This window comes from Sphingomonas lenta, assembly GCF_002288825.1.
Classification (GTDB): Bacteria; Pseudomonadota; Alphaproteobacteria; order Sphingomonadales; family Sphingomonadaceae; genus Sphingomonas; species Sphingomonas lenta.
Genome location: NZ_NSLI01000002.1, coordinates 484,279 through 503,483 on the forward strand (window position 1 = coordinate 484,279; position 19,205 = coordinate 503,483).

18 protein-coding genes and 1 pseudogene are annotated in these 19,205 nt (G+C 67.6%); 9 read left to right on the forward strand and 10 right to left on the reverse strand.

The genetic code is table 11. From position 1 onward, the window contains the following. Window positions 1-19: 19 nt before the first annotated feature. Entirely contained in the window at window positions 20-2,047 is a 2,028-nt protein-coding gene (locus tag CKY28_RS05540; protein WP_095997332.1) for a response regulator, read from the forward strand. A gap of 565 nt (window positions 2,048-2,612) precedes the next feature. Here CKY28_RS05540 and CKY28_RS05545 read toward each other — a convergent pair. Next, window positions 2,613-3,497: an NYN domain-containing protein gene (locus CKY28_RS05545; RefSeq protein ID WP_095997333.1), complete on the reverse strand. Its 885-nt coding sequence runs from the start codon at window positions 3,495-3,497 to the stop codon at window positions 2,613-2,615. Between the two features lie 433 nt (window positions 3,498-3,930). Next, complete coding sequence (locus CKY28_RS05550) at window positions 3,931-4,737, reverse strand: response regulator transcription factor (RefSeq protein WP_245841615.1); 807 nt, start codon at window positions 4,735-4,737, stop codon at window positions 3,931-3,933. A 502-nt stretch (window positions 4,738-5,239) separates the two neighbouring features. Between CKY28_RS05550 and CKY28_RS05555 the strand changes: the two genes are divergently transcribed. Next, window positions 5,240-6,271, forward strand: a complete 1,032-nt coding sequence (locus CKY28_RS05555) for a sensor histidine kinase (RefSeq protein WP_095997335.1) — start codon at window positions 5,240-5,242, stop codon at window positions 6,269-6,271. A 183-nt stretch (window positions 6,272-6,454) separates the two neighbouring features. On the opposite strand, the gene CKY28_RS05560 is transcribed toward CKY28_RS05555, so the two are convergent. After that, a complete protein-coding gene (locus CKY28_RS05560; RefSeq protein WP_095997336.1) occupies window positions 6,455-6,901 on the reverse strand; it encodes a hemerythrin domain-containing protein in 447 nt (148 codons plus the stop codon). Window positions 6,902-7,225: 324 nt separating this feature from the next. Next, window positions 7,226-7,612 carry a response regulator gene (locus CKY28_RS05565; protein ID WP_095997337.1) on the reverse strand — a complete coding sequence of 129 codons (387 nt, stop codon included), beginning with the start codon at window positions 7,610-7,612 and terminating at the stop codon, window positions 7,226-7,228. Between the two features lie 488 nt (window positions 7,613-8,100). Here CKY28_RS05565 and CKY28_RS05570 point away from each other — a divergent pair. Then, window positions 8,101-8,451, forward strand: a pseudogene (locus CKY28_RS05570) (YciI family protein); the annotation flags it as partial. Between the two features lie 122 nt (window positions 8,452-8,573). Beyond that, entirely contained in the window at window positions 8,574-9,836 is a 1,263-nt protein-coding gene (locus CKY28_RS05575; RefSeq protein ID WP_095997338.1) for an RNA polymerase sigma factor, read from the forward strand. A 263-nt stretch (window positions 9,837-10,099) separates the two neighbouring features. Here the strand turns inward: CKY28_RS05575 and CKY28_RS05580 are convergent, their stop codons facing one another. Continuing rightward, window positions 10,100-11,011, reverse strand: a complete 912-nt coding sequence (locus CKY28_RS05580; protein WP_095997339.1) for an alpha/beta fold hydrolase — start codon at window positions 11,009-11,011, stop codon at window positions 10,100-10,102. A 149-nt stretch (window positions 11,012-11,160) separates the two neighbouring features. Here CKY28_RS05580 and CKY28_RS05585 point away from each other — a divergent pair, with 149 nt between their 5' ends. The 4 genes from CKY28_RS05585 to CKY28_RS05600 are packed head-to-tail and all read left to right on the forward strand — an operon-like array spanning window position 11,161 to window position 14,534. After that, the gene (locus CKY28_RS05585) at window positions 11,161-12,069 is read left to right on the forward strand and encodes an ABC transporter ATP-binding protein (RefSeq protein WP_095997340.1); all 909 of its coding nucleotides are present in this window, start codon (window positions 11,161-11,163) and stop codon (window positions 12,067-12,069) included. Continuing rightward, window positions 12,066-12,818 carry an ABC transporter permease gene (locus tag CKY28_RS05590; protein WP_095997341.1) on the forward strand — a complete coding sequence of 251 codons (753 nt, stop codon included), beginning with the start codon at window positions 12,066-12,068 and terminating at the stop codon, window positions 12,816-12,818. Before CKY28_RS05585 ends, CKY28_RS05590 begins: the two co-directional genes overlap by 4 nt. A 32-nt stretch (window positions 12,819-12,850) precedes the next feature. Next, a complete protein-coding gene (locus CKY28_RS05595) occupies window positions 12,851-13,918 on the forward strand; it encodes a sensor histidine kinase (RefSeq protein WP_095997650.1) in 1,068 nt (355 codons plus the stop codon). 10 nt (window positions 13,919-13,928) lie between these two features. Continuing rightward, entirely contained in the window at window positions 13,929-14,534 is a 606-nt protein-coding gene (locus tag CKY28_RS05600; RefSeq protein WP_095997342.1) for a response regulator transcription factor, read from the forward strand. Window positions 14,535-14,687: 153 nt separating this feature from the next. Here the strand turns inward: CKY28_RS05600 and CKY28_RS05605 are convergent, their stop codons facing one another. The 5 genes from CKY28_RS05605 to CKY28_RS19325 form a co-directional block, all read right to left on the reverse strand. Further along, on the reverse strand, window positions 14,688-15,080 hold the full coding sequence (locus tag CKY28_RS05605) for a hypothetical protein (RefSeq protein ID WP_095997343.1): 393 nt from the start codon (window positions 15,078-15,080) through the stop codon (window positions 14,688-14,690). A gap of 83 nt (window positions 15,081-15,163) precedes the next feature. Further along, entirely contained in the window at window positions 15,164-15,679 is a 516-nt protein-coding gene (locus tag CKY28_RS05610) for a hypothetical protein (protein ID WP_141243855.1), read from the reverse strand. Between the two features lie 171 nt (window positions 15,680-15,850). After that, on the reverse strand, window positions 15,851-17,026 hold the full coding sequence (locus tag CKY28_RS05615) for a hypothetical protein (protein ID WP_095997345.1): 1,176 nt from the start codon (window positions 17,024-17,026) through the stop codon (window positions 15,851-15,853). Beyond that, window positions 17,023-17,244 carry a PadR family transcriptional regulator gene (locus CKY28_RS05620; RefSeq protein ID WP_245841616.1) on the reverse strand — a complete coding sequence of 74 codons (222 nt, stop codon included), beginning with the start codon at window positions 17,242-17,244 and terminating at the stop codon, window positions 17,023-17,025. The genes CKY28_RS05615 and CKY28_RS05620 overlap by 4 nt, the downstream gene beginning before the upstream one ends. Before the next feature lie 345 nt (window positions 17,245-17,589). Further along, window positions 17,590-17,823, reverse strand: coding sequence for a DUF6894 family protein (locus tag CKY28_RS19325; RefSeq protein WP_095997347.1), 234 nt, complete (start codon window positions 17,821-17,823; stop codon window positions 17,590-17,592). Window positions 17,824-17,952: 129 nt separating this feature from the next. On the opposite strand from CKY28_RS19325, the gene CKY28_RS05630 reads away from it, so the two are divergent. After that, on the forward strand, window positions 17,953-19,176 hold the full coding sequence (locus tag CKY28_RS05630; RefSeq protein ID WP_342747141.1) for an extracellular catalytic domain type 1 short-chain-length polyhydroxyalkanoate depolymerase: 1,224 nt from the start codon (window positions 17,953-17,955) through the stop codon (window positions 19,174-19,176). Window positions 19,177-19,205 lie beyond the last annotated feature (29 nt).

Sequence of the window (19,205 nt, forward strand, 5' to 3'; positions counted from 1 at the left end):
CGTGTCTAGCGTAGTACGCATGAAACCGGCCATTCGAAGCCTGACCGACGCACTCGCGCCGGGTAGCGACGAGCGCGCGCGCGTGCTCGTCGTCGATGACGACGACCGCAACCTCCTCGCCATCCAGACAGTCATCGAGGACATCGCCGACGTCGTCGTCGCGCGCTCGGGCGAGGAGGCGCTCCGGCACCTGCTCCGCGGCGACTTCGCGGTGATCCTCTTGGACGTCTACATGCCGGGTATGGACGGCTACGAGACCGCCCAGATCATCCGCTCGCGCGAGCAGACCAAACGCATCCCGATCGTGTTCCTGTCGGCCGTCAACAAGGAAACCGAGCATCTGATGCGCGGTTACTCGATGGGCGCGGTCGACTATGTCTTCAAACCCGTCGAGCCGGTGGTGATCCGGTCCAAGGTCACCGTGTTCGTCGACCTTTTCACGATGCGCCGCGAGATCCAGCGCAAGGCGGCGCAGGAACAGCAATTGCTCGACGAGAACCTCCGCGCCAACGCGGAGCGCCTGCGCGCCGAGCAGGAGCTGCGCCTGGCCGAGCAGCGTCAGAACGCGATCATCGCATCGCTGCCGATCATACTCTACCTCGAGAGCCTGGACGATGGGCCGCGCGTGCCGCGCTTCGTCAGCGGCAACTTCTCAGGGGTCACCGGCTACGACTTCGCCGAGCTCGCGCGCACGCCCGACCTCTGGGCGGACCGCCTCCATCCCGAGGACCGCGGCCGCGCGCTCGCCGCGCTCGCCGCGCGCAAGCACGGCGGCACGCTGTCGGTCGAGTATCGCTGGCGATGCGCCGACGGCGAGTACAAGCACTTCCTCGACCAGGCCGTGCTGCTCCGCGACGCGGGCGGCGAGCCCGTCGAATATGCCGGCACGCTGCTCGACGTCACCGACCGGCGCGAGCTGGAGAACCAGCTGGCGCACGCGCGCAAGATGGACGCGATCGGCCAGCTGACGGGCGGCATCGCGCACGATTTCAACAATCTGCTCGCCGCCATTCTGGGCGGCGTCGGGATGATCGAGCGGCGCATCCCGCTCGACGAGAAGCAGGCGCGCATCGTCGAGATGATGCGCCACGCGGCCGAGCAGGGCACCGAACTCGTCCGCCGCCTCCTCGCCTTTGCGCGCCGCCAGACGCTGGAGCCGGCGGCGGTGCCCGTCGACCAGCTCGCGCGCGCCGTCAGCGATCTCCTCGCCCATACGCTGGGCGGGCTGGTGCAGCTCGAATGGGACGCGGCCGAGGACGTGGGCCAGGTCTACGCCGACGCCAGCCAGCTGGAGCTGGCGCTGATGAACCTCATCATCAACGCGCGCGACGCCATGCCCGACGGCGGCCTGATCACGGTATCCGCCGAGAACCGCGCGATCGCGGACGACGGCGACCTGCCTGCCGGGCGCTACGTCGTACTCACCGTCGCCGACACGGGCTGCGGCATCCCGGCCGAAATGGTCGAGCAGGTGCTGGAGCCGTTCTTCACGACCAAGGAGGTCGGCAAGGGCACGGGGCTCGGCCTCTCCATGGTCTACGGCTTCGTGAAGCAGTCGGGCGGCTCCATGCGCATCGACAGCGAGGTCGGCCGCGGCACGCGCGTCGAGATCTGGCTGCCCATGGTCGGCGAGGCGCCGATGCTCGCCGAGGAGATCGTGGGTCCAGTCGACCAAGCGCCGCAGCGACCCTTGCGCATCCTCCTCATCGACGACCACGACGGCGTGCGCGCCACCACCGCGGCGCTGCTGGAAGATTTGGGCCACGAGGTCGCGCAGGCCGAGTGCGGCGCGAGCGGCCTGGAGCTGCTGACGGCGCGCGCGGGCGCCTTCGACCTCGTCGTCAGCGACTACGCCATGCCGCGCCAATCGGGCGTCGACGTGCTGGAGCGCGCCCGCGCGGTCACGCCCGGCCTGCCCGGCATCATCATCACCGGCTACGCCGACGCGCAGTCGGTCGCGAGGCGGCCGGACGACGTGGTGATCCTGGGCAAGCCCTTCACCAGCGACCAGCTCGCGGCGGCGGTGCGGCTGGCGGGCGCGGCCTAGGCCGCGCGCGAGCCGCCCCGCCGCCCGGCCGCCCGGCCGGCGGGGCCACGGCCCCGTTCGACGACGCGGGACTTGCTCCCGTGTCGGCCTCCTCGCGCCTTTTTCCGTCACCCCGAGTGACGTGGAAGGGACGGTTGCCGAACGGCAAAAACCCCGGAAGCGTCGCCGCTTCCGGGGTTTTTAGATGGTGGGCGTGGCAAGGATTGAACTTGCGACCCCTGCGATGTCAACGAACATTTTAGTACTGTTTTCCTGTATTTTCATCCGCTTAGCGGTCACCCAAGAACGGAACATACCAAAAACGAAGGGCGAGTTTCGACTGCTTTCACCCAAAACTCACCCAACGTAGATTCGCGGATTTTTGGGCTCGCAAAGGTCCTCGAGATGGAGCGGCTAGCAATCTTCACAGCGACGTATCGACCTTCCGCCAGATGCAATCTGTCCGATGGTCTGCTCCTCGCCAACCGCTCTGACCCACTTGCAGACGCTCAACGCGCCCGAGCCGCTTCCCACAATCAGACATCCATTCATCTCGGCTCGGACCAGAGCGCCAGATGAATGAATTTCAGCTATCGGTCGACGCCGCGTCACTCTTCGTGTCGGAGACGGGAATTGGTGCGGGCGGCTGATGTCGACGTTCATCCCATAGATGATGCTGGGCAAATCGCACGTCCGACAGGGAAAGTCGGTCGAGCGCCTTCCGGAAAGTGCCGTTCCCGAACCAGTCGCTGGACTTCGCGCCGGGGATCTCACGGACGACCTCGCTGGAAAGAGAGGACAGATTCAGCGGCGCACGCGCATCGTCATAGCGGCGGCGGACGAGTGACGCGAAAGCCTGTTCGTCAGCCGAGGCATCGTTTTCCGGCTCTGACACTTCCACGTCCGCAGCTTTGACCAGTTCACCGCTTGTGCTTCCGAGCAGCGTCCCGATCCGATCGAATCCCAAGACCCGATCTGCTACGGCAGAGTACGCCGATGATAGACGGCCAGGCGCGACAATCGCTGTCCTGCGATCCTCGGCTCGCAGCCGATACAGCAACGGCGTGAAGTCGGAGTCGCCGGAAATGAACACCAACTCTCCTAAGCGGGTACGATGGCCAAGCAGGTCGAGCGCGTCGATGACGATGCGGATGTCCGCCGCGTTCTTCGCCCCGCGCGTGAGCGTCGGGCAGTCCAGCACTTCGAAGCCCGCCTTCACGAAATCCGCGCGAAACCTGGAAAACCAGAGCCGATCATTCTGCTCTCCCGGTGCACTGACCCAGCCGGACGGATTCATGTAGCAGCGTGCCACCAGCCATCGCCGCGGTCCGTCCACCGCATCCATCTCCGCCAGACCCGTTAGCCAACTCGCCGGGTCGGAAGCGAACCGGATCGCGAGCCCGCCATCAATGGCCCACAATGCGGAAAAGACGTTGTCGAAATCTACGAAGACCACGCTGCCATCGTGCATTCAACTCACCCCCCAAGCGCTTTTCGACTCACGTATGTGAAGATCGCGTTGTGAGCGACTTTCATGTCGACTTTCTACGAGGGCCAGCACCAGCTTGAACCGCTATTCAGTCGATGTAACTGGCGCGAACCGGGGCGATCAGCGACGGATCTAGGCGCGCCCGATATTGCGGCCCTTGGCTTCCGCAATCGTCACTCGGAAAGATAGACCCAGACGCGGACATCCACGTTTCCTTTCAGCTGCCCAACTTCGAGCGTTCATTCAGGTTCGACTTTGCCTTCAGGTAAGCGGTGCTGAGCAGCCAGTGTCCGCAACGATTTGGTAGCAGAGCCGCCGCGAGTGTTGGCTGAGAGCCGAGAGCGGATCTCGGTTAGTGGCCGGTCAGATAGGGTCGGGAAGCGCCTCCCCCTTATGATCGCCGATGCAGCCTACGCTAGCTTTCCTCCGAAGGTGACCCGAGGGCGTATCCAGGCCCAAGCAGATCCCGCACGGCGAGGATGGCCTGCGTCCGGTTGAGCACGCCGAGCTTCCTGAAGATGGCTGACATGTGCGCCTTGATGGTGGCTTCGGTCACGTCGAGCTCGCGCGCGATCTGCTTGTTCACCCGTCCGTTTACGAGGGCGAATAGCACACGCCGCTGAGCCGGCGACAGGCTCCGAATGCGGTCCCGCATGGCGCTGAGCGCCGGGTTTGCTCCTGCCTCACATTCGAAGAGGATTCCGCCCTGCGCCAAGCTCGCGAGCTGTCTAGCCAAGGTATCAAGCGTTGAGCGCTTGGACAGGAACCCGCATGCACCGAGCAGGCGCGCGGTCTCGGTGAGCTTGGGATCGACTTTGGCGCTGATCAGCACGATGGGCACGCCAGGCAGCGCGTGCTGTAGCCGGAACAGCCCCGAGAACCCGCAGGCGTCAGGCAGGAGGTAGTCGAGCAGCACCAGCCGGAAGTTGCGCCGCTGGGCGGCAATTGCCTCGGCCGCGCTGATGCTCTCTGCACAGTCGACCGTCGCGCCGGGCATCGCTGCGCGTACTGCGATCGCCAGCCCCTCGAACATCAGCGGGTGATCATCGACGATCAGAACACGACCGGTGCGCCCGAGCGCGCCGGCACCTTCTCGACCCCTCATGATTGGCACAGCTCTCCCGGCTGATGACCAACATGGGTTACTATCGCGGCTAACCTGGATCAATGGAAAAGGCGTGAGCAGCGCCGTTTTATCGATCAAGAACTGGAGCTTAGCCAATCTCCGGTCCTCACCTCGACAGGCTGGTTGCGACCATCACCTCCGTGGCGCTCGCGACAACCCGGCGAGGGATCAGTTTGTGCAGTGCTCCCGCAGCTTCGCCGAAAGCTCAAGCAAGGGCGTCACATCTCATCGCCGGAGGCGAGAACCTGCACCATCATGGCGTGCAGGTGCGTAAGCGCCTGCTCGCATTTCGGATCAACCAGCACCACCAGCGCCTCAATCACGTCGAAAGCTCCCCAGCGCGAGCACTGACATAGGTTTAGGGCTGTAAAGGAACTGTGTAGTTGGGCAGCAACCTAGATTTGCGCTGCACAACGAGCTCGTCACCGCTCGGTCAGGACCGATTGTCGATAAGCACAGCCACGGCTCTCAGCACGCGCGGGGCGAAAAAGAGGAACCGGACGGGGCTGTAGCGCAATCTCCGTCCTGCTTTCCCTTACCCGCTAACGCGCTACATAGCGCGAACGGTCAGCCTTTTCGGCTGCGAGCCGGGAGGAGCATGACCAAGCTGATAGGATCCGACGCGGCGTTCCGCCGCGACCCTTGGCTTGGTCATGGGCTCGCGCTGGCGGCGTTCCTCGTCGCGCTCGGGTTGCGGCATCAGCTCGCGTCCGTGCTGCCGCCCGGCTACCCATACATCACCTTCTTTCCCGCCGTGATCCTGACCGGCTTTCTTGCCGGTCTACGCCCTGGGCTCGTCTGCGCCGCATTGTCGGGCTTGGCGTCGTGGTACTACTTTCTTCCGCCCGCAAACTCGTTCGTCCTGGACGGTCCGGCGGCGATCGCGCTCGCCTTTTACGTATTCGTCGCCGGTGTCGACCTCGCGCTTATTCACGTCATGCAGCGATCAACCGACCGGCTGGCTGCGGAGCGCGAGGCGCTGGCTCGCGAACGCGAGGTGACAGCGGGGCTCTACGAGCAGCAGCGAACCATGTTCCAGGAACTGCAACACCGCGTGGCCAACAACATGGCATTCGTGGCGTCACTCCTCCACCTCCAGCGTCGCAAGGTGGTCGCCGACCCGACCACGGCAGCCGAGGCACTGGACGAGGCGGGACGCCGCATCGAGGTAATGTCGCGCATCCACCGACGGCTATACGATCCTGCCGCCGTGGAGATGCCGCTGGGCGAATACTTTCAGGAGGTCGCCCGCGATCTCCTGGACGCGACAGGCGCGCACAGCATCGTGGTGCTCGTCGACATGCCTGCGATCAAGCTCGACGTTGCGCGGCTCATGGTGCTCTCGCTGCTTGCGACCGAGGTTGTCACTAACAGCCTCAAGCACGCGTTTGAAGATCGTGGTGAAGGCACCATCACGCTCAGGCTCGAACGATTGGACTCTGATCGCCTGTCGTTCACGATCCGGGACGACGGTCGGGGCTTCACCGTTGACCGTGCGTCCGTGCCTGCCCGTTCGGCCGGGCTGGGCACGCGCATCTGCCAGGGCTTGGCGGCCCAGCTCGCCGGTGAGCTCACCGTGACGAGCGAGCCTGGGCGAGGTACCACGACGTCGCTCGCATTCATCGGCTAGCGATTGCGTGATCGGCGCTGCATTGAACGCCTTCCCGCCCTGCTAAGCTATCTTCTCAGAGGTCGCAGGCATTATACGCTTTCCATCGTTCGGCATCACGGCAGTAGCTACCCAGTACCTGCTCGCGGTTGCATCGACTGCCAGCATTCGCCGGGGGTAAGAAGCCGGGCGCGCAGCACGCGCCTATACCCAGACCGTCTCCGGACTGCGAAGCGGGATGATACTCCGCTGCAGGGCGACAGGATAGAGCAAGTCATTCTCCGCCTGTAAGCGCGCGCGAATACGCTTCAGCATTGCGTGCCCCTCGTCGAGAAAAATGGGCCAGTCGTCTCGGATCGCCTCGTCCGACCACTCGATCCGGAATGCCTGCCAATCCTGCTTAAGCGCGGCCAGCTCAGCGTTGAATCGCTCGGCTGTAGCCGCGGCACCGGGATCCGCGGCCGTGATCAGGCGCGGGTAGATCGCGCTGTCCTCGATCGCCAGGTGCTCGTGCAGCTCCGTCGCCAGCACGCGGAATGCGGCGGCGGTCGCTTCCGGATCCGGCTCGGGCAGGTCGAGCATGTCGACCAGCCCGGCGGCGAGTTGCTCGATCGCGCCATGTTCTTTCGCAAGTTGCTCATAACTCGCCATACTTAGGCCCCGCCTCCAGGCCGCAGCTCAATCAGTACGGGCGCAGGACTTATAAACTCCTAAGTCGAACATATTCGGCGCGCCCTTGGCCGCTTCAGCCCCGCTGCCGCTGAACCTCTGTAGCCATGCCCCGCTGAAGTGATGCTCGGTCGGGCCGTACGGGCACTCGCCCGCCCTCTGGGCGGACCACCTAGAGGACATCCGTAGCGATACGCCGCTTCGGTTTCCGCCGCTTCCCTTATCGGCGGCGGAATGAGTGAAACTGCCGGCTACGCCACTCCTCAGGTTAAGGCGCGGGACGATCCGGCGTCCCTGCCGGAGCTGCTACGCCGTGGGTGCGAGGAGCCGGTCGACCGTGGCGACGATTTCGCGCGTGTCGTACGGCTTTGCCATGAACGCCGCGTCGGCTGCTAGCTCCTGCGCGCTGGGCAGCGCACGGCCGGAGACCACGACGATCGCGCAGTCCGGGCACCGTTCCCGAAACGCGCGAGCCAGCCCCAATCCGTCCGGGTCGCCAGGCATCTGCACGTCGGTGACGACCGCGCGCACGTCGCTGCGGGTGTTCAGCAGAACCAAGGCCTCCGGCCCGCTCGCTGCCGCAATCACCTCATATCCTGCATCCTCGAATATGTCGGCCGCGAGCATGCGAAGCGGTGCCTCGTCATCCACGACGAGGATCAGGGGTGGTCGCGATCGGCGCCGTTCCGTCATTCACGGTGAACGCAGATCACCTAAGTTAGTTCGTCCGCCCCCAGGATGAGGGCGCTGGTCGGGTGAGCACAGCAGCGGTGGTGCGCTAGGCGGCCGACGTGGGCCCCTCGTACGGGTGCAGTGCTCTGGCCAATTTCGACCCGTCTTCGGATTCATGCCGCCGTCGCGACGACCCCAGTGCGGACGCGCAGCGAACGCTGAGCTGTCTCCGAAATCGGAACCCAACCAACCGGCGGCAAGGAGCCCTTCCGCTTTTCTACTTAGCGAACCAGCGTACCCGCCTAGGTATCCTCTCCACACGCAAACCGCGGCAGCGCTGCGGCCGTTGGCGCACTTACGAACGGAGCGCGCAAGATTACACCGACTACTCCTCACGGTTCGCCAGGCGGCAGTGCAGAAGATTCTGCTAGGACGATGTCGAATCCTGAGGGCCTCGTTCGTCGTAGGAGCGGCCCGACGGCAATGGCGGCCTCGCAAGGAGAATGATGATGCGCGTGATGGTGTTCGTGAAGGCGACCGAGGACAGCGAGGCTGGCATGAAGCCCTCGCCCGAGCTCAGCCAGATGTTCGTGGACATGGGCAGGTTCAACGAGGAGCTGGTCGCTGCCGGCATCATGGTTGCCGGCGATGGGCTCAGGCCCTCGTCGAGCGGAAAGCGCGTGGCGTTCGACGGTCCGAGCCGCACGGTGATCGACGGCCCGTTCGCCGAAACTCGCGAGCTCGTGGCGGGCTACTGGCTCTGGGAGGTCAGGGACATGGACGAGGCGGTCGAGTGGGTGAAGAGGTGTCCCAACCCGATGTTCGGGCCGAGCGAGATCGAGATCCGCCCCCTCTACGAGGCCGAGGACTTCGCCGATCTCATCCCGCCCGAGGCCGCCGCAATCCACGACGGCGTGGGCGAGACGCTGGCGAGGCGCTGACGAGCTTGCCCGCCGCGGCCATGGTCTCGTAACCTTCGCCCATGGCGGCGGATGCAATACAGCGCGCGATCGAGACGGTGTTCCGGATGGAACGGCCCCGCCTCGTCGCGAGCCTCGCCCGCATGATCCGCGACGTCGATCAGGCCGAGGAGCTGGCCCAGGAGGCGCTTCTGGCAGCACTCGCCGAATGGCCCGGGAGCGGCGTTCCGCGCTCTCCCGTAGCCTGGCTGACCGCCGTGGCCAAGCGCCGCGCCATCGACAAGATGCGACGCGAGCAGATGCTGGAACGAAAGCATGCCGACATGGCCCGCGAACTCGGTGAGGAGCAGGAAGGCTTCGGCGAGCGGATGGAGGCGGCGCTCGACGACGAGATCGGCGACGAGTTGCTCGCGCTCATCTTCACGGCCTGCCATCCGGTGATCCCGTCGGACGCGCGCGTGGCGCTCACGTTGCGCCTCGTGGGCGGGCTGACGACGCAGGAGATCGCGCGCGCGTTCCTCTCGTCGGAGCCGACGGTCGCGCAGCGGATCGTGCGCGCCAAGAAGGCGATAGGGAAAGCGGGTCTCGCGTTCGAGGTGCCGCGTGGTGCCGAACGTACCCGCCGGCTGAACTCGGTACTCGAGGTGGTCTACCTCATCTTCAACGAGGGCTACGCAGCGACGGCGGGCGATGCGCTGGTGCGGCCGGTGCTTTGCGCCGAGGCCCAGCGGCTGGGACGCATTCTCGCCGGCCTGTTGCCCGACGAGCCCGAGGTGTTCGGGCTGCTTGCGCTGATGGAGCTGCAGGCCTCGCGCCTGACGGCACGAGCGGGGCCGAACGGCGCCTTCGTGCCGATCACCGAGCAGAACCGCGCGCGTTGGGACCAGTTGCTGGTCCGGCGTGGGCTGCAGGCGCTAGCCCGGGCTGAAGCTCTGGGCGGTGCCGATGGTCCGTACGCCCTGCAGGCGGCGCTCGCCGCATGTCATGCGCGGGCGTTGAGGGCCGACGATACCGACTGGCCGCGGATCGCCGACCTCTATGATCGACTGAAGGAGGTCGCACCATCGCCGATCGTGGATCTCAACCGCGCTGTCGCCTACGGGATGGCCTTCGGACCGGAAGCAGGTCTGCAGCTTGTCGAGGAAGTCGCCGGAGAGGCGCTCCTCCGAAACTACCCGCCCTTGCCCGCGGTGAGGGGTGACCTACTCTTTCGGGCAGGTCGCCGGTCGGAGGCGCGCCCGCACTTCGAGGCTGCGGCCCGACTGACCCGCAACACGCGGGAGGCATTGTTCCTTCTCACCCGGGCCCAAGCCTGCGAAGCTTAGAGCTGTGGCCTGGGCACCAGTGAGCTGATGCGGACGTTCATCGACTTATGCCAAGCTCAGCTGCCCAGCGGCGCAGCCCTCATATCAGACCGTCGTGCGCGCCAAAGAAAGCGGCTGTCCGGACCCGATTTCGGGCGTCCAAAGCGGCTCTAGCGCTCCCCAGAATCGGACATCTTCTGATCATATCCGATCCCGGCAGCCTTGCGCCCTAACTACCGAGTTGAAGCAGCTAGGTGGGACGGCCGCTGTGAGATCGACGTCCGCTATTTGGCAGCTAGGAAGCCGCGCAGCTCCCGACCGAATCGCGCCGGTGCGTCGATCTGCAGGAAGTGCGCGGCGTCGGGCACGCGGACGAGCGAGGCTCCTTTCAGGTTGGCGTAGTAGTTCCGGTACAGCGCATCCATCTGCGCCTCGGTGATCGGCACCGCCGCGGGCCTGACATAGAGGACAGTTGTCGGGACTGTGATGCGGCCCAGCTCCGGCCGCAGGTCGGTGGTCATCAGCTCGTGGTAGCTGTTGGCGACCGTGGTCCGGTCGCTCGTCCGGCTGTCGTTCAGGATGCCGGGCCGCGCGCTCTCGGTGTTCGCCATGCCGTTGACCATCTGTGTCATCATCGCCTCGCCCTGCGGCGTCGGCGGCGCCAGCATCTGCTCGCGCATGCGGTCGGCCATCGGCCGCATCTGCTCCGCCGTGGCGTTCGGCATGCCGAAGAACGCGCCCATGAACGGCGTCATGTCGACCACCATCAGCCGCGCGATCACCTCCGGATGGCGCGCCGCCAGCATCATGCCGATCGTCCCGCCCATGGAGTGCCCGACCACCGCCGGCCGCTTCAGGCGCGCTTCCCGGATGTAGCGCGCGATCTCCTCCGCCACAGGCGCGGCCACCGGGCCGTTCGCGTTGGCCCCCGCCGGCACGCCGCTGAAGCCCCTCACCTGCACGAGGTAGTAGCGGTAGCCCGGCACCGCGTCGACCGTGCCGGCCCATGCCCGCGCCGGAGAGGAGGTGAGGCCCGGGATCAGAATGACGTCCGGGCCCTTGCCTACCACGCTGACCTCGATCCGGTCGGATTGGAACTGGGCAGGCTTCGCGGTGGCGAAGGTGGCGGCGCCCTGCCGCGCGTGAACCGGCGCGGCCAAGGCCAGCGCCGACAGGCCGATGATCAGTGAACGCATGCTCAAGCTCCCCCGTGCAGATGATGGCATGGCTGTAGATCGGATTCCGCGTCGCCGGAGGTGACACTTGTCACCCCGGCGACGTGACGCTCCGCACTGCCGCGATCCCTTCCCGCGCGGCAGGTTGCTCTTCGTTCAAGGAGATCCTGATGCGCGAAGACCTGTCCGCGGCGGCGACGCTGGCCGCCATTTCCAAGAAGCTCGGCGGCAAGCCCGTCCTGGACGGGCTCGACCTGGCGGTCGGGGCCGGCGAGGTGACCGCGCTGCTCGGCCCGAACGGCGCCGGCAAGACCACGGCGGTCGGCCTCATCACCGGCCGCCTCCTGCCCAACGCGGGCGAGGCGCGGCTGTTCGGGCTCGACCCGCGTCGGCCGGCGGCGCGGGGGCGCATGGGCGTGATGCTGCAGGCGGCGGGGCTGCCCGACGTGCTCACGGTCGCCGAGCTGGTCGGGCTCCACGCCGGCTACTACCGCGACCCGCGGCCCTTGCACGAGACGCTGGCGCTGGCAGGCATCGCCGACCTGGGCCGGCGGCGCTGCGGCGCATTGTCGGGCGGGCAGGCCCGGCGCGTCCAATACGCGCTCGCCATCTGCGGCCGGCCCGACCTCCTCGTGCTGGACGAGCCCACCGCGGCCATGGACCGCGACGCGACGCGCGCGCTCTGGGCGACGGTGCGCGACGCTGCCGACCGGGGGGCGGCCGTGCTGCTGACCACCCACGACCTCCACGAGGCGGACGCGCTCGCCGACCGGGTGGTCGTGCTCGACCGGGGCCGGATCGTCGCTGACGGCGGCCCCGCCGCGATCCGTAGCCTGGCGGGCGGCTCCGTGGTGCGCTGCCGGACCGAGCTGCCCCTGGGGCGGCTGCTCATGCTGCCCGGCGTGAGGCGGGCCGAGCGGGAAGGCGCGGACACGCGGATCGCGACGGGCGACGCGGTCGCCACCGTGCGCGCGCTGCTCGCGGTGGACGGCGCGCTCGCCGACCTGCGCGTGGCCGACGCAGCCCTGGAGGACGCCATGGCGACGCTCCTCGCCGACGGGCGGAGGGCCGCGGCATGAGCGCCTACGCGCAACCGGCCGGCCTGTGGCGCCGCGAGTGCCTGGTCGAACTCAAGCGCTCCTGGCGGCTGCCGCAATTCATGGTGCCGACCGTGGTCACGCCCGCCGCCTTCTACGCGCTGTTCACGCTGGCGCTGGCGCGCACGCCCTCGCTGTCCGGTGCCGCGGCGTCGCTCGCGTGCTACGGCGTGTTCGCGGCGATCGGCCCTTCGCTGTTCGGCTTCGGCGCGGGCGTCGCGATGGAGCGCGAGCAGGGGCTGATCGAGCTCAAGCGCGTGTCGCCGATGCCGACGGGAGCGTATCTCGCGGGCAAGCTCGCCGCGGCCGTCGCCGCGACCGCGGCGGCCGTGGCGCTGATCTACGCGCTGGGCGTGATCGCTGGCGTGCGGCTGTCGGCCGGCCAGTGGCTCGCGCTCGCGGCCCTCCATCTGCTCTCCACCGTCCCCTTCGCGCTCCTCGGCTTCGGCTTGGGCATGCGCATGGGCGGCAAGGGCGCGGTGGCGGCCGCCAACGCCTTGTTCCTCGGCGCCTCGGTCGTGGGCGGGTTGTGGGCGCCGTCCGCGATCCTGCCCGGCTGGATGCGGCTCGTGGGCGAACTCGTGCCGTCCTATCACCTAGGCCAGCTGGCACTCGGGATCGTCGGCGCCGACACGATCGGATCGCCGGTCGCGCACGTCGCCGCCATCGTCGCCATGACCGCGCTCGCAGGCTGGTGGGCCTGGAGCGGTTGGCGGCGGAGCGCGGCTTGACGGGCGCGGCAGCCGGGGGGAACGTCGCGTCCATGACCGGGCGCGAGGGGAAGAGCTGGATCGACGGGCCGCTACCCTGGCTCGTCTGGCTGCCCTTCTACGCGCTGCCCTGGCTGTGGCGGACACCGAGCGCGACCGAGCTGCTGGCGTCGGCGGTCGGGGTTGCGCTGTTCCTGCCAACTTATCTGCTCGGCTACGGAATGGGTGGCGTGCGGCTGATCGCCGCGGCGACTATTGTGCTGGCGGTGGCGCTCGCGCTGGCCCCTTTCGGCGTCAACTGGACGGTGTTCGCGATCTATGCGTCCGCTATGTTGGGCGTGCTCCGGCCGGCACGCCGCGCGACCGTCGCGATCGCGGGCGTGGCGTTCGCCGTGGCGACCGCCGGGCTGCTGCTAGGCCAGCCGCTGCTCTGGTGGCTGCCAGGCCTGTTGCTGGTGATCATGACCGGCTTCGCCACGCTGTCGCGCGAGACGCTGTACGACCGCAACGCGGCGCTGCTGGCCACACAGGAGGAGGTGCGCCGGCTGGCGGGTGCGGCCGAGCGCGAACGCATCGCGCGCGACCTCCACGACCTGGTCGGCCGCACGCTGACGCTGTCGGCGCTCAAGGCCGACTTGGCCGCCAAGCTCATCGCACGCGACGTGCAGGGGGCCGAGGCCGAGATGCGCGAGGTGGCGCGGATAGCGCGCGAGGGCCTGGGCGAGGTCCGCGCCGCGCTCGCCGGCATGGGCGGCGGCGGCTTGGCGCGGGAGGCGGCGGCGTCTGCCCAGGCGCTGGAGGCCGCAGGCGTAGAGGCCCGGCTAGCGGGTGACCCCGCAGTGATCCCCGCCGACGCGGGGGCGGTCCTCGCGATGACGCTTCGAGAGGCGGTAACCAACGTGATCCGGCACGCGGACGCCGCCCGCTGCATCGTCGAGCTCGGCTTGGACGGCGGCGCGGCGCGATTAGAGGTGGCCGATGACGGCCGCGGCGGCTCTTTCCGCGAAGGCAACGGGCTCGCCGGCATGCGCCAGCGGCTCGCCGCCGCGGGCGGGACACTCCTGATCGAGGCGAACGACTGCGGCACCCGACTGGTCGCGAGCGTCCCGGCCGCCGCGTGACCTGCCGACCATGATCCGGCTCGTCATCGCGGAGGATCAGGCCATGGTGCTGGGCGCGCTCGCCACGCTGCTCGGCTTCGAGCCCGACCTGGAGGTCGTGGGCCGCGCGACCGACGGCGACGCCGCGCTCGCGCTCGTGCGCGAGCTGCGGCCCGATATCCTCCTCACCGACATCGAAATGCCGGGCATGACGGGCATCGACGTCGCCCGCGCGCTCGCGTCGGAGGGCTCGTCCACGCGCGTCGTGATCGTCACTACCTTCGCGCGGGCGGGCTACCTCGCCCGGGCGCGGGCGGCGGACGTGCGCGGCTACCTGCTCAAGGACGCACCCGTCGAGGAGGTCGCGGGTGCGGTCCGCGCGGTCGCCGCCGGGCGGCGCGCGATCGCGCCTGCCCTCGCGGCGATGGCGTGGGACGCGGGCGCGGATCCGCTCACCGACCGCGAGCGCGACGCGCTCAGGCTGGCGGAGCAGGGCCTGTCCAACAAGGAGATCGCCCGCCGGATAGGGCTATCACCGGGTACGGTGCGCAACTACCTGTCCGAAGCGGCGGCCAAGCTGGGGGCGGGAAACCGTGTGGGGGCGGGGCGTGTCGCTCGGCTGAACGGCTGGCTTTGAATGCTCGGCTCCGGCCGGAAGCTGAGAGGCGACTTCGAGTGCGTGCTTGCGGTGAGCCAAACGAGGTGGCCGGTGTAATGGCCGTTCGACTTTGATGCCCAAGCCAGAATGACGGCGAAGCACCGGGCTATCCGCGTGCCGATCCACGCTGGATCAGGAGCGTCGCGCCGCACGGCGGTCCGCAAGCGTCTCCACGAGTTCGTCGTGCCGTTGCTCGACACAGGTCGCCAGACGCCGGCTGATCTCCGTGTTCACCCGGTTCCGGACCGCCTTGTCGCGCGTAGTCGAGAGCACCGCCTTGAACTCGCCCTCGAAGCGCGGGAAGCACGTGACCATCGCGTCGCAGCCGATTTGGTCGACCTCGCGGTCACCGGTCGACTTCCTGGTGACGCAGCGGACCGTTCCGTTCCTGGTCTTCAGCGAGCCGCGCCAATCCCGGAGCTTTCTGCCGATGACGGTGATCTCTTCCTGGACGGCGGGTTCGGCGATCGGAGCTTGCACGCCGGCGGCCTGTACGCCCGCGAGCAACGCAATGGTGGTGAGCATGGCGATCCCTTGTCGTTATGGGGCGATGCTGCCGTCCCGGAGTACCAGATGCAAGACGCGCGGGCCGACCCAGATGGCCGGCGTCACCGGTCGCCGATCATACCAGTGGATTGAGTGTGGGCGTCTCTCGACCGGCGCGGATCATTGCAGCGGATCAGGGCGTAGGTGAACACCAGCCCGGCGGCCGCGCCGCCCGCTACGTAGAGAGGCAGAACCGCAGGGTCGAAGCGAGCGCCCGTCAGTCCGACCCCGAAGCCGCGGGAGTAGGCGGCAGGGATCAGCAGAAGCGTTCCGAACATAGCGAGCACCCCCGCAGCCATGTTGCCGGCATACCGGACCGGCGTCGCCCTGGGCATGAACCGTTCGGCTGCGACGAACAGGAGCGCGAGCAGGCCACCCAGCAGGAGCTTCGCCGCGGGACCCACGTCATCCGCGACCTTCCAGGTCGCAGCGGGCAGATCACCGAGTTCCGCGCCGAGCAGCGCCGCCGACGGCGCCAAACCGAACCAGGCGACAAGAAGACTGGGCAGGAATATGGCCGTCGCCCAACCAACCAGCCAAGCCGGGCCGCTGCAACGAAGCGCGGTTGCTTTGAACATCGGCACCTCCCGCACGCCTTCTGCACGAACTCGGAACGGCACGCTTGAGAAATCGTGAGCCGGTTGCGATCACCGGGTTGATTCGGGCGCGATGAGAGGCAAGGAGCAGAACCGTTCGGTTCCGATACCGGCAGGCCATCACGAACTGCTGGCGTCCCGCCGTTCCTGTGCTTAGATCAGGCCCGCAACACGCAGCTCCGGCATGGACCGATCGGTGCTCCGATCAGTGACCGGCTGCGATCCGGACGCGTTCGCACCGCTGGTTCCACGAACGCCGTTGGGCAGCAGCGCGACGCTCAACAGGTAGCCCAGCACCGCGCTTCCGCCGTAGCCGACCAGCGGCGTGGGATGATTGTCGAGCGCGGCCGCGACCACCACGCCGAACCAGCACCCGCCGAAGGCCAGCAGAGCCGGCCGCTCTCCTCCTCCGCGCAACGTGCCGATCACGGCAGGCATCACGAGGGCGACCGCTCCGATCACCACGGCCAAACCGGCGAGCGGATGCACGTCGAATGCGGTGTAGAAGACCTGATCGACGAAAGGCGAAGCGGGGAGCGTATCCGGCTTCAGCAAGGTCCAGCCGAAGGCCAGTGTCGCCGCCACCGCGGCCGTGATCGCATGACGGCTCGGCGCCACGCACAGGAGAGCGACGAGCGCCGCCAGCAGCACGCCCGCCATCGCGCGGTCGGGTTGAGCCGCCAACGCCAGAGCGGCGACGACCATGCCGATCGTCCCGATTGCGTCCGGCCTTCTAGCATACAGGACGATCATGACCGGAAGGACGATGAGGCTGACCTGGAGACTTATCGGCCCGACGCTCACCCATCTCCACGCTCCGTCGGCGGCGACGCCGAACAGAGCCGTCAGCAGGATCGGCAAGGCGAGCGCAAGCGCCGCCGCTCCCGCCCAGGCGGGACGTGCACGCGCCGTCCGGGTAAGCACGAGCCATGCGGTCGCCCCGATCACCAGCGCAGCCAGGTTGACGAGGAGGTAGCGGGACGGTGCTCCAGCCGCGAGCATGTACGCCAGTCCCGACGCAACGGCGCCAGCGCCGCAGATGAGGCCGAGCAAGCGAGGTCGCGCCGAAATGCCGTTCATCGTTGTGGAGCTCCAAGCCAGAGGTGCGGACGGAAACAGGAGGTCGCGGGCCGACCGCAGCCTTGCGGCGATCACCAGCGTGAGGGTCGCGCGTAGGCAGCCGACCGCGAACGCCAGGGCGGCGCGATCATCGGGTATCTCCGCCAACTCGCTCCCCATCGCGCGGGACCAGGATGAGAGGTGAGGCGGAAGGGCGCGCGAGACCATCGACAGCGCCCGTGACGCGAGGCGGCGGATGATCCCGTTCACGACGCCGTTCCGCCGGCGAGCCTTCCGGCCGCAGAGGCAGGCCGATCGGATGCGATTGCCTCACGGTGCGCGAGCTGACGGCCCGAGGCGGTCAGGCGGTAGGCATGGCGTGGCGGTCTTCCGCTCGCGACCGGCTGTTGCCACTCCGCTTCCAGATAGCCTTGCGCTTCGAGGCGGATGAGGAGCGGATAAAGCGTGCCGGACTTGATGCCGGTCAACGTTGCGAGCTCGTACCCGTAGCTCCACCGTACGCCGGCATCGAGCAGGGCGGCCAGCAGGGCGCGGGCGTGTTTGGACAGAGCGCGTTTCCGAGTCACGCCACCATAGACCTACCTAGGTAGACTTATGGTCAAGCGAATTGATGAGCACACTCATCGCTGCCCGGGCGTTTGGGGTGTCAAAACCGGTCGACGCTGTTGAAAAGCTCGCGCTTGCGGCGAGTTGGACCCACAATCGGCCATTCAACCGTGCTCGGCCGCCACCATAAGCAGAAGTCCACTCCTGCCGGGCCAGCGTGACAGGATAGAGTTGGTTGCAGCGCGAAGCCGAGACTGCCAGCAGCGTCACTGATCGATAGAGACCGCAACCGTCACCGAGAGCCGTCGCAACTCGCGCGTTCCTCGATCCTGCACCTCGCACCGCAGGCTCCGGCACCCAGGAGTCATCTCTTGGTCCGACACGATCGCCAGGGCTGCCCGCACGGTGGACGCGACCGCTCGTTCCATGTCCGGGAACTCCACACCGGGACTTGACGCGATCAACTCTCCATCGTCGATGAGTACCGCATATTTCCGCATACCGGCCGAATACACCCACGTGCTCCTCCAACAATCACCTGGGTCACTATTTGGAGCCACTCACATCCTCCCTGTGGGTCGCGCAGTGACCTGGGAGGAGAGCTCGCCAGACACGAGCACGCTTCTTTTGTGCAGCGCAGCAACGATCGGCTGCGCGCAACGTTCTGTCCCTATCCGGCCCCGTCCCTGGCAGCCGTAGGGAGTGTGGGCAGGATGAGATCACTATCGCAGAACATATCCCGGCTCGCCGCGGCGCGAGCCGGAAATCCGGGCTCACCCGGCTTCATTGATCGACTGGCGGACCTGCCCTCCTTCGGTTCCAACCCGGGCGCACTCCGCGCTCGCGTTCACGTTCCGGCCGACCTTCCGCCGGGCGCGCCGCTGGTCGTCGTCCTCCACGGCTGTACCCAGACCGCCGCCGGTTACGACCACGGCTCCGGCTGGTCCACGCTCGCCGACCGGCACGGCTGCGCGCTGCTCTTCCCGGAGCAGGTCAGGGCCAACAACCCGAACCTCTGCTTCAACTGGTTCGTGCCCGGTGACATCGGTCGTAAGGGCGGCGAGGCGGAGTCGATCGCGAGCATGGTCAAGGCCATGCTGGACGAACATGATCTGGACCGCGGCCGCGTGTTCATCACCGGCCTGTCCGCCGGCGGGGCAATGACAGCCGTCATGCTGGCCATCTACCCTGAGCTGTTCGCGGGCGGAGCCATCATCGGCGGTCTCCCGTATGGCTGCGCGTCCGACATACCCGAAGCGCTTCGGCAGATGCGCGAGCGGAGGAGTGCTGATGGCCCTTCGTTGGCGGCCGCCGTCAGACGTGCGGCGAGTGGACACGAGGGCCCTTGGCCCACCCTGTCGCTGTGGCACGGCACCGCTGATACCACAGTTGATGTGTCCAATATGGATCGCCTCGGCCGGCAGTGGCGGCACTTGCATGGGATCGAGGACGCGGCTCCCGTGGTGACGCGGGGGCCGGGCTCGGAGCACCGTACTTGGCGCGCGCCGGACGGAGGTCATCTGGTCGAGGAATGGCGGATCATCGGCATGGGGCATGGCGTGCCGCTCGACCCGACTGGTTCCGACCGCCTGGGCGTGGCCGGTCCATATATGCTCGATGTCGGCATCTCGAGCACCGCTCACATCGCGCGATCATGGGGGTTGGTGACGCAGGACGTGGCGGCAGCCGATCTCCCGGTTCGAAGGAACCTGCCCCGCCTAGCGCATTCGCCTCCTCCGGAGTTCGTTGGGCATCACCTGGAGGACGACCGGGTTGCTCCGCCCGCCACAGCTCCCGGCACCATCCAGCAGACGATCGAGCGGGCGCTGCGCTCGGCCGGGCTCATGCGCTAGCAAGGCCCCGAAGCGAGCGCATTCGGAGC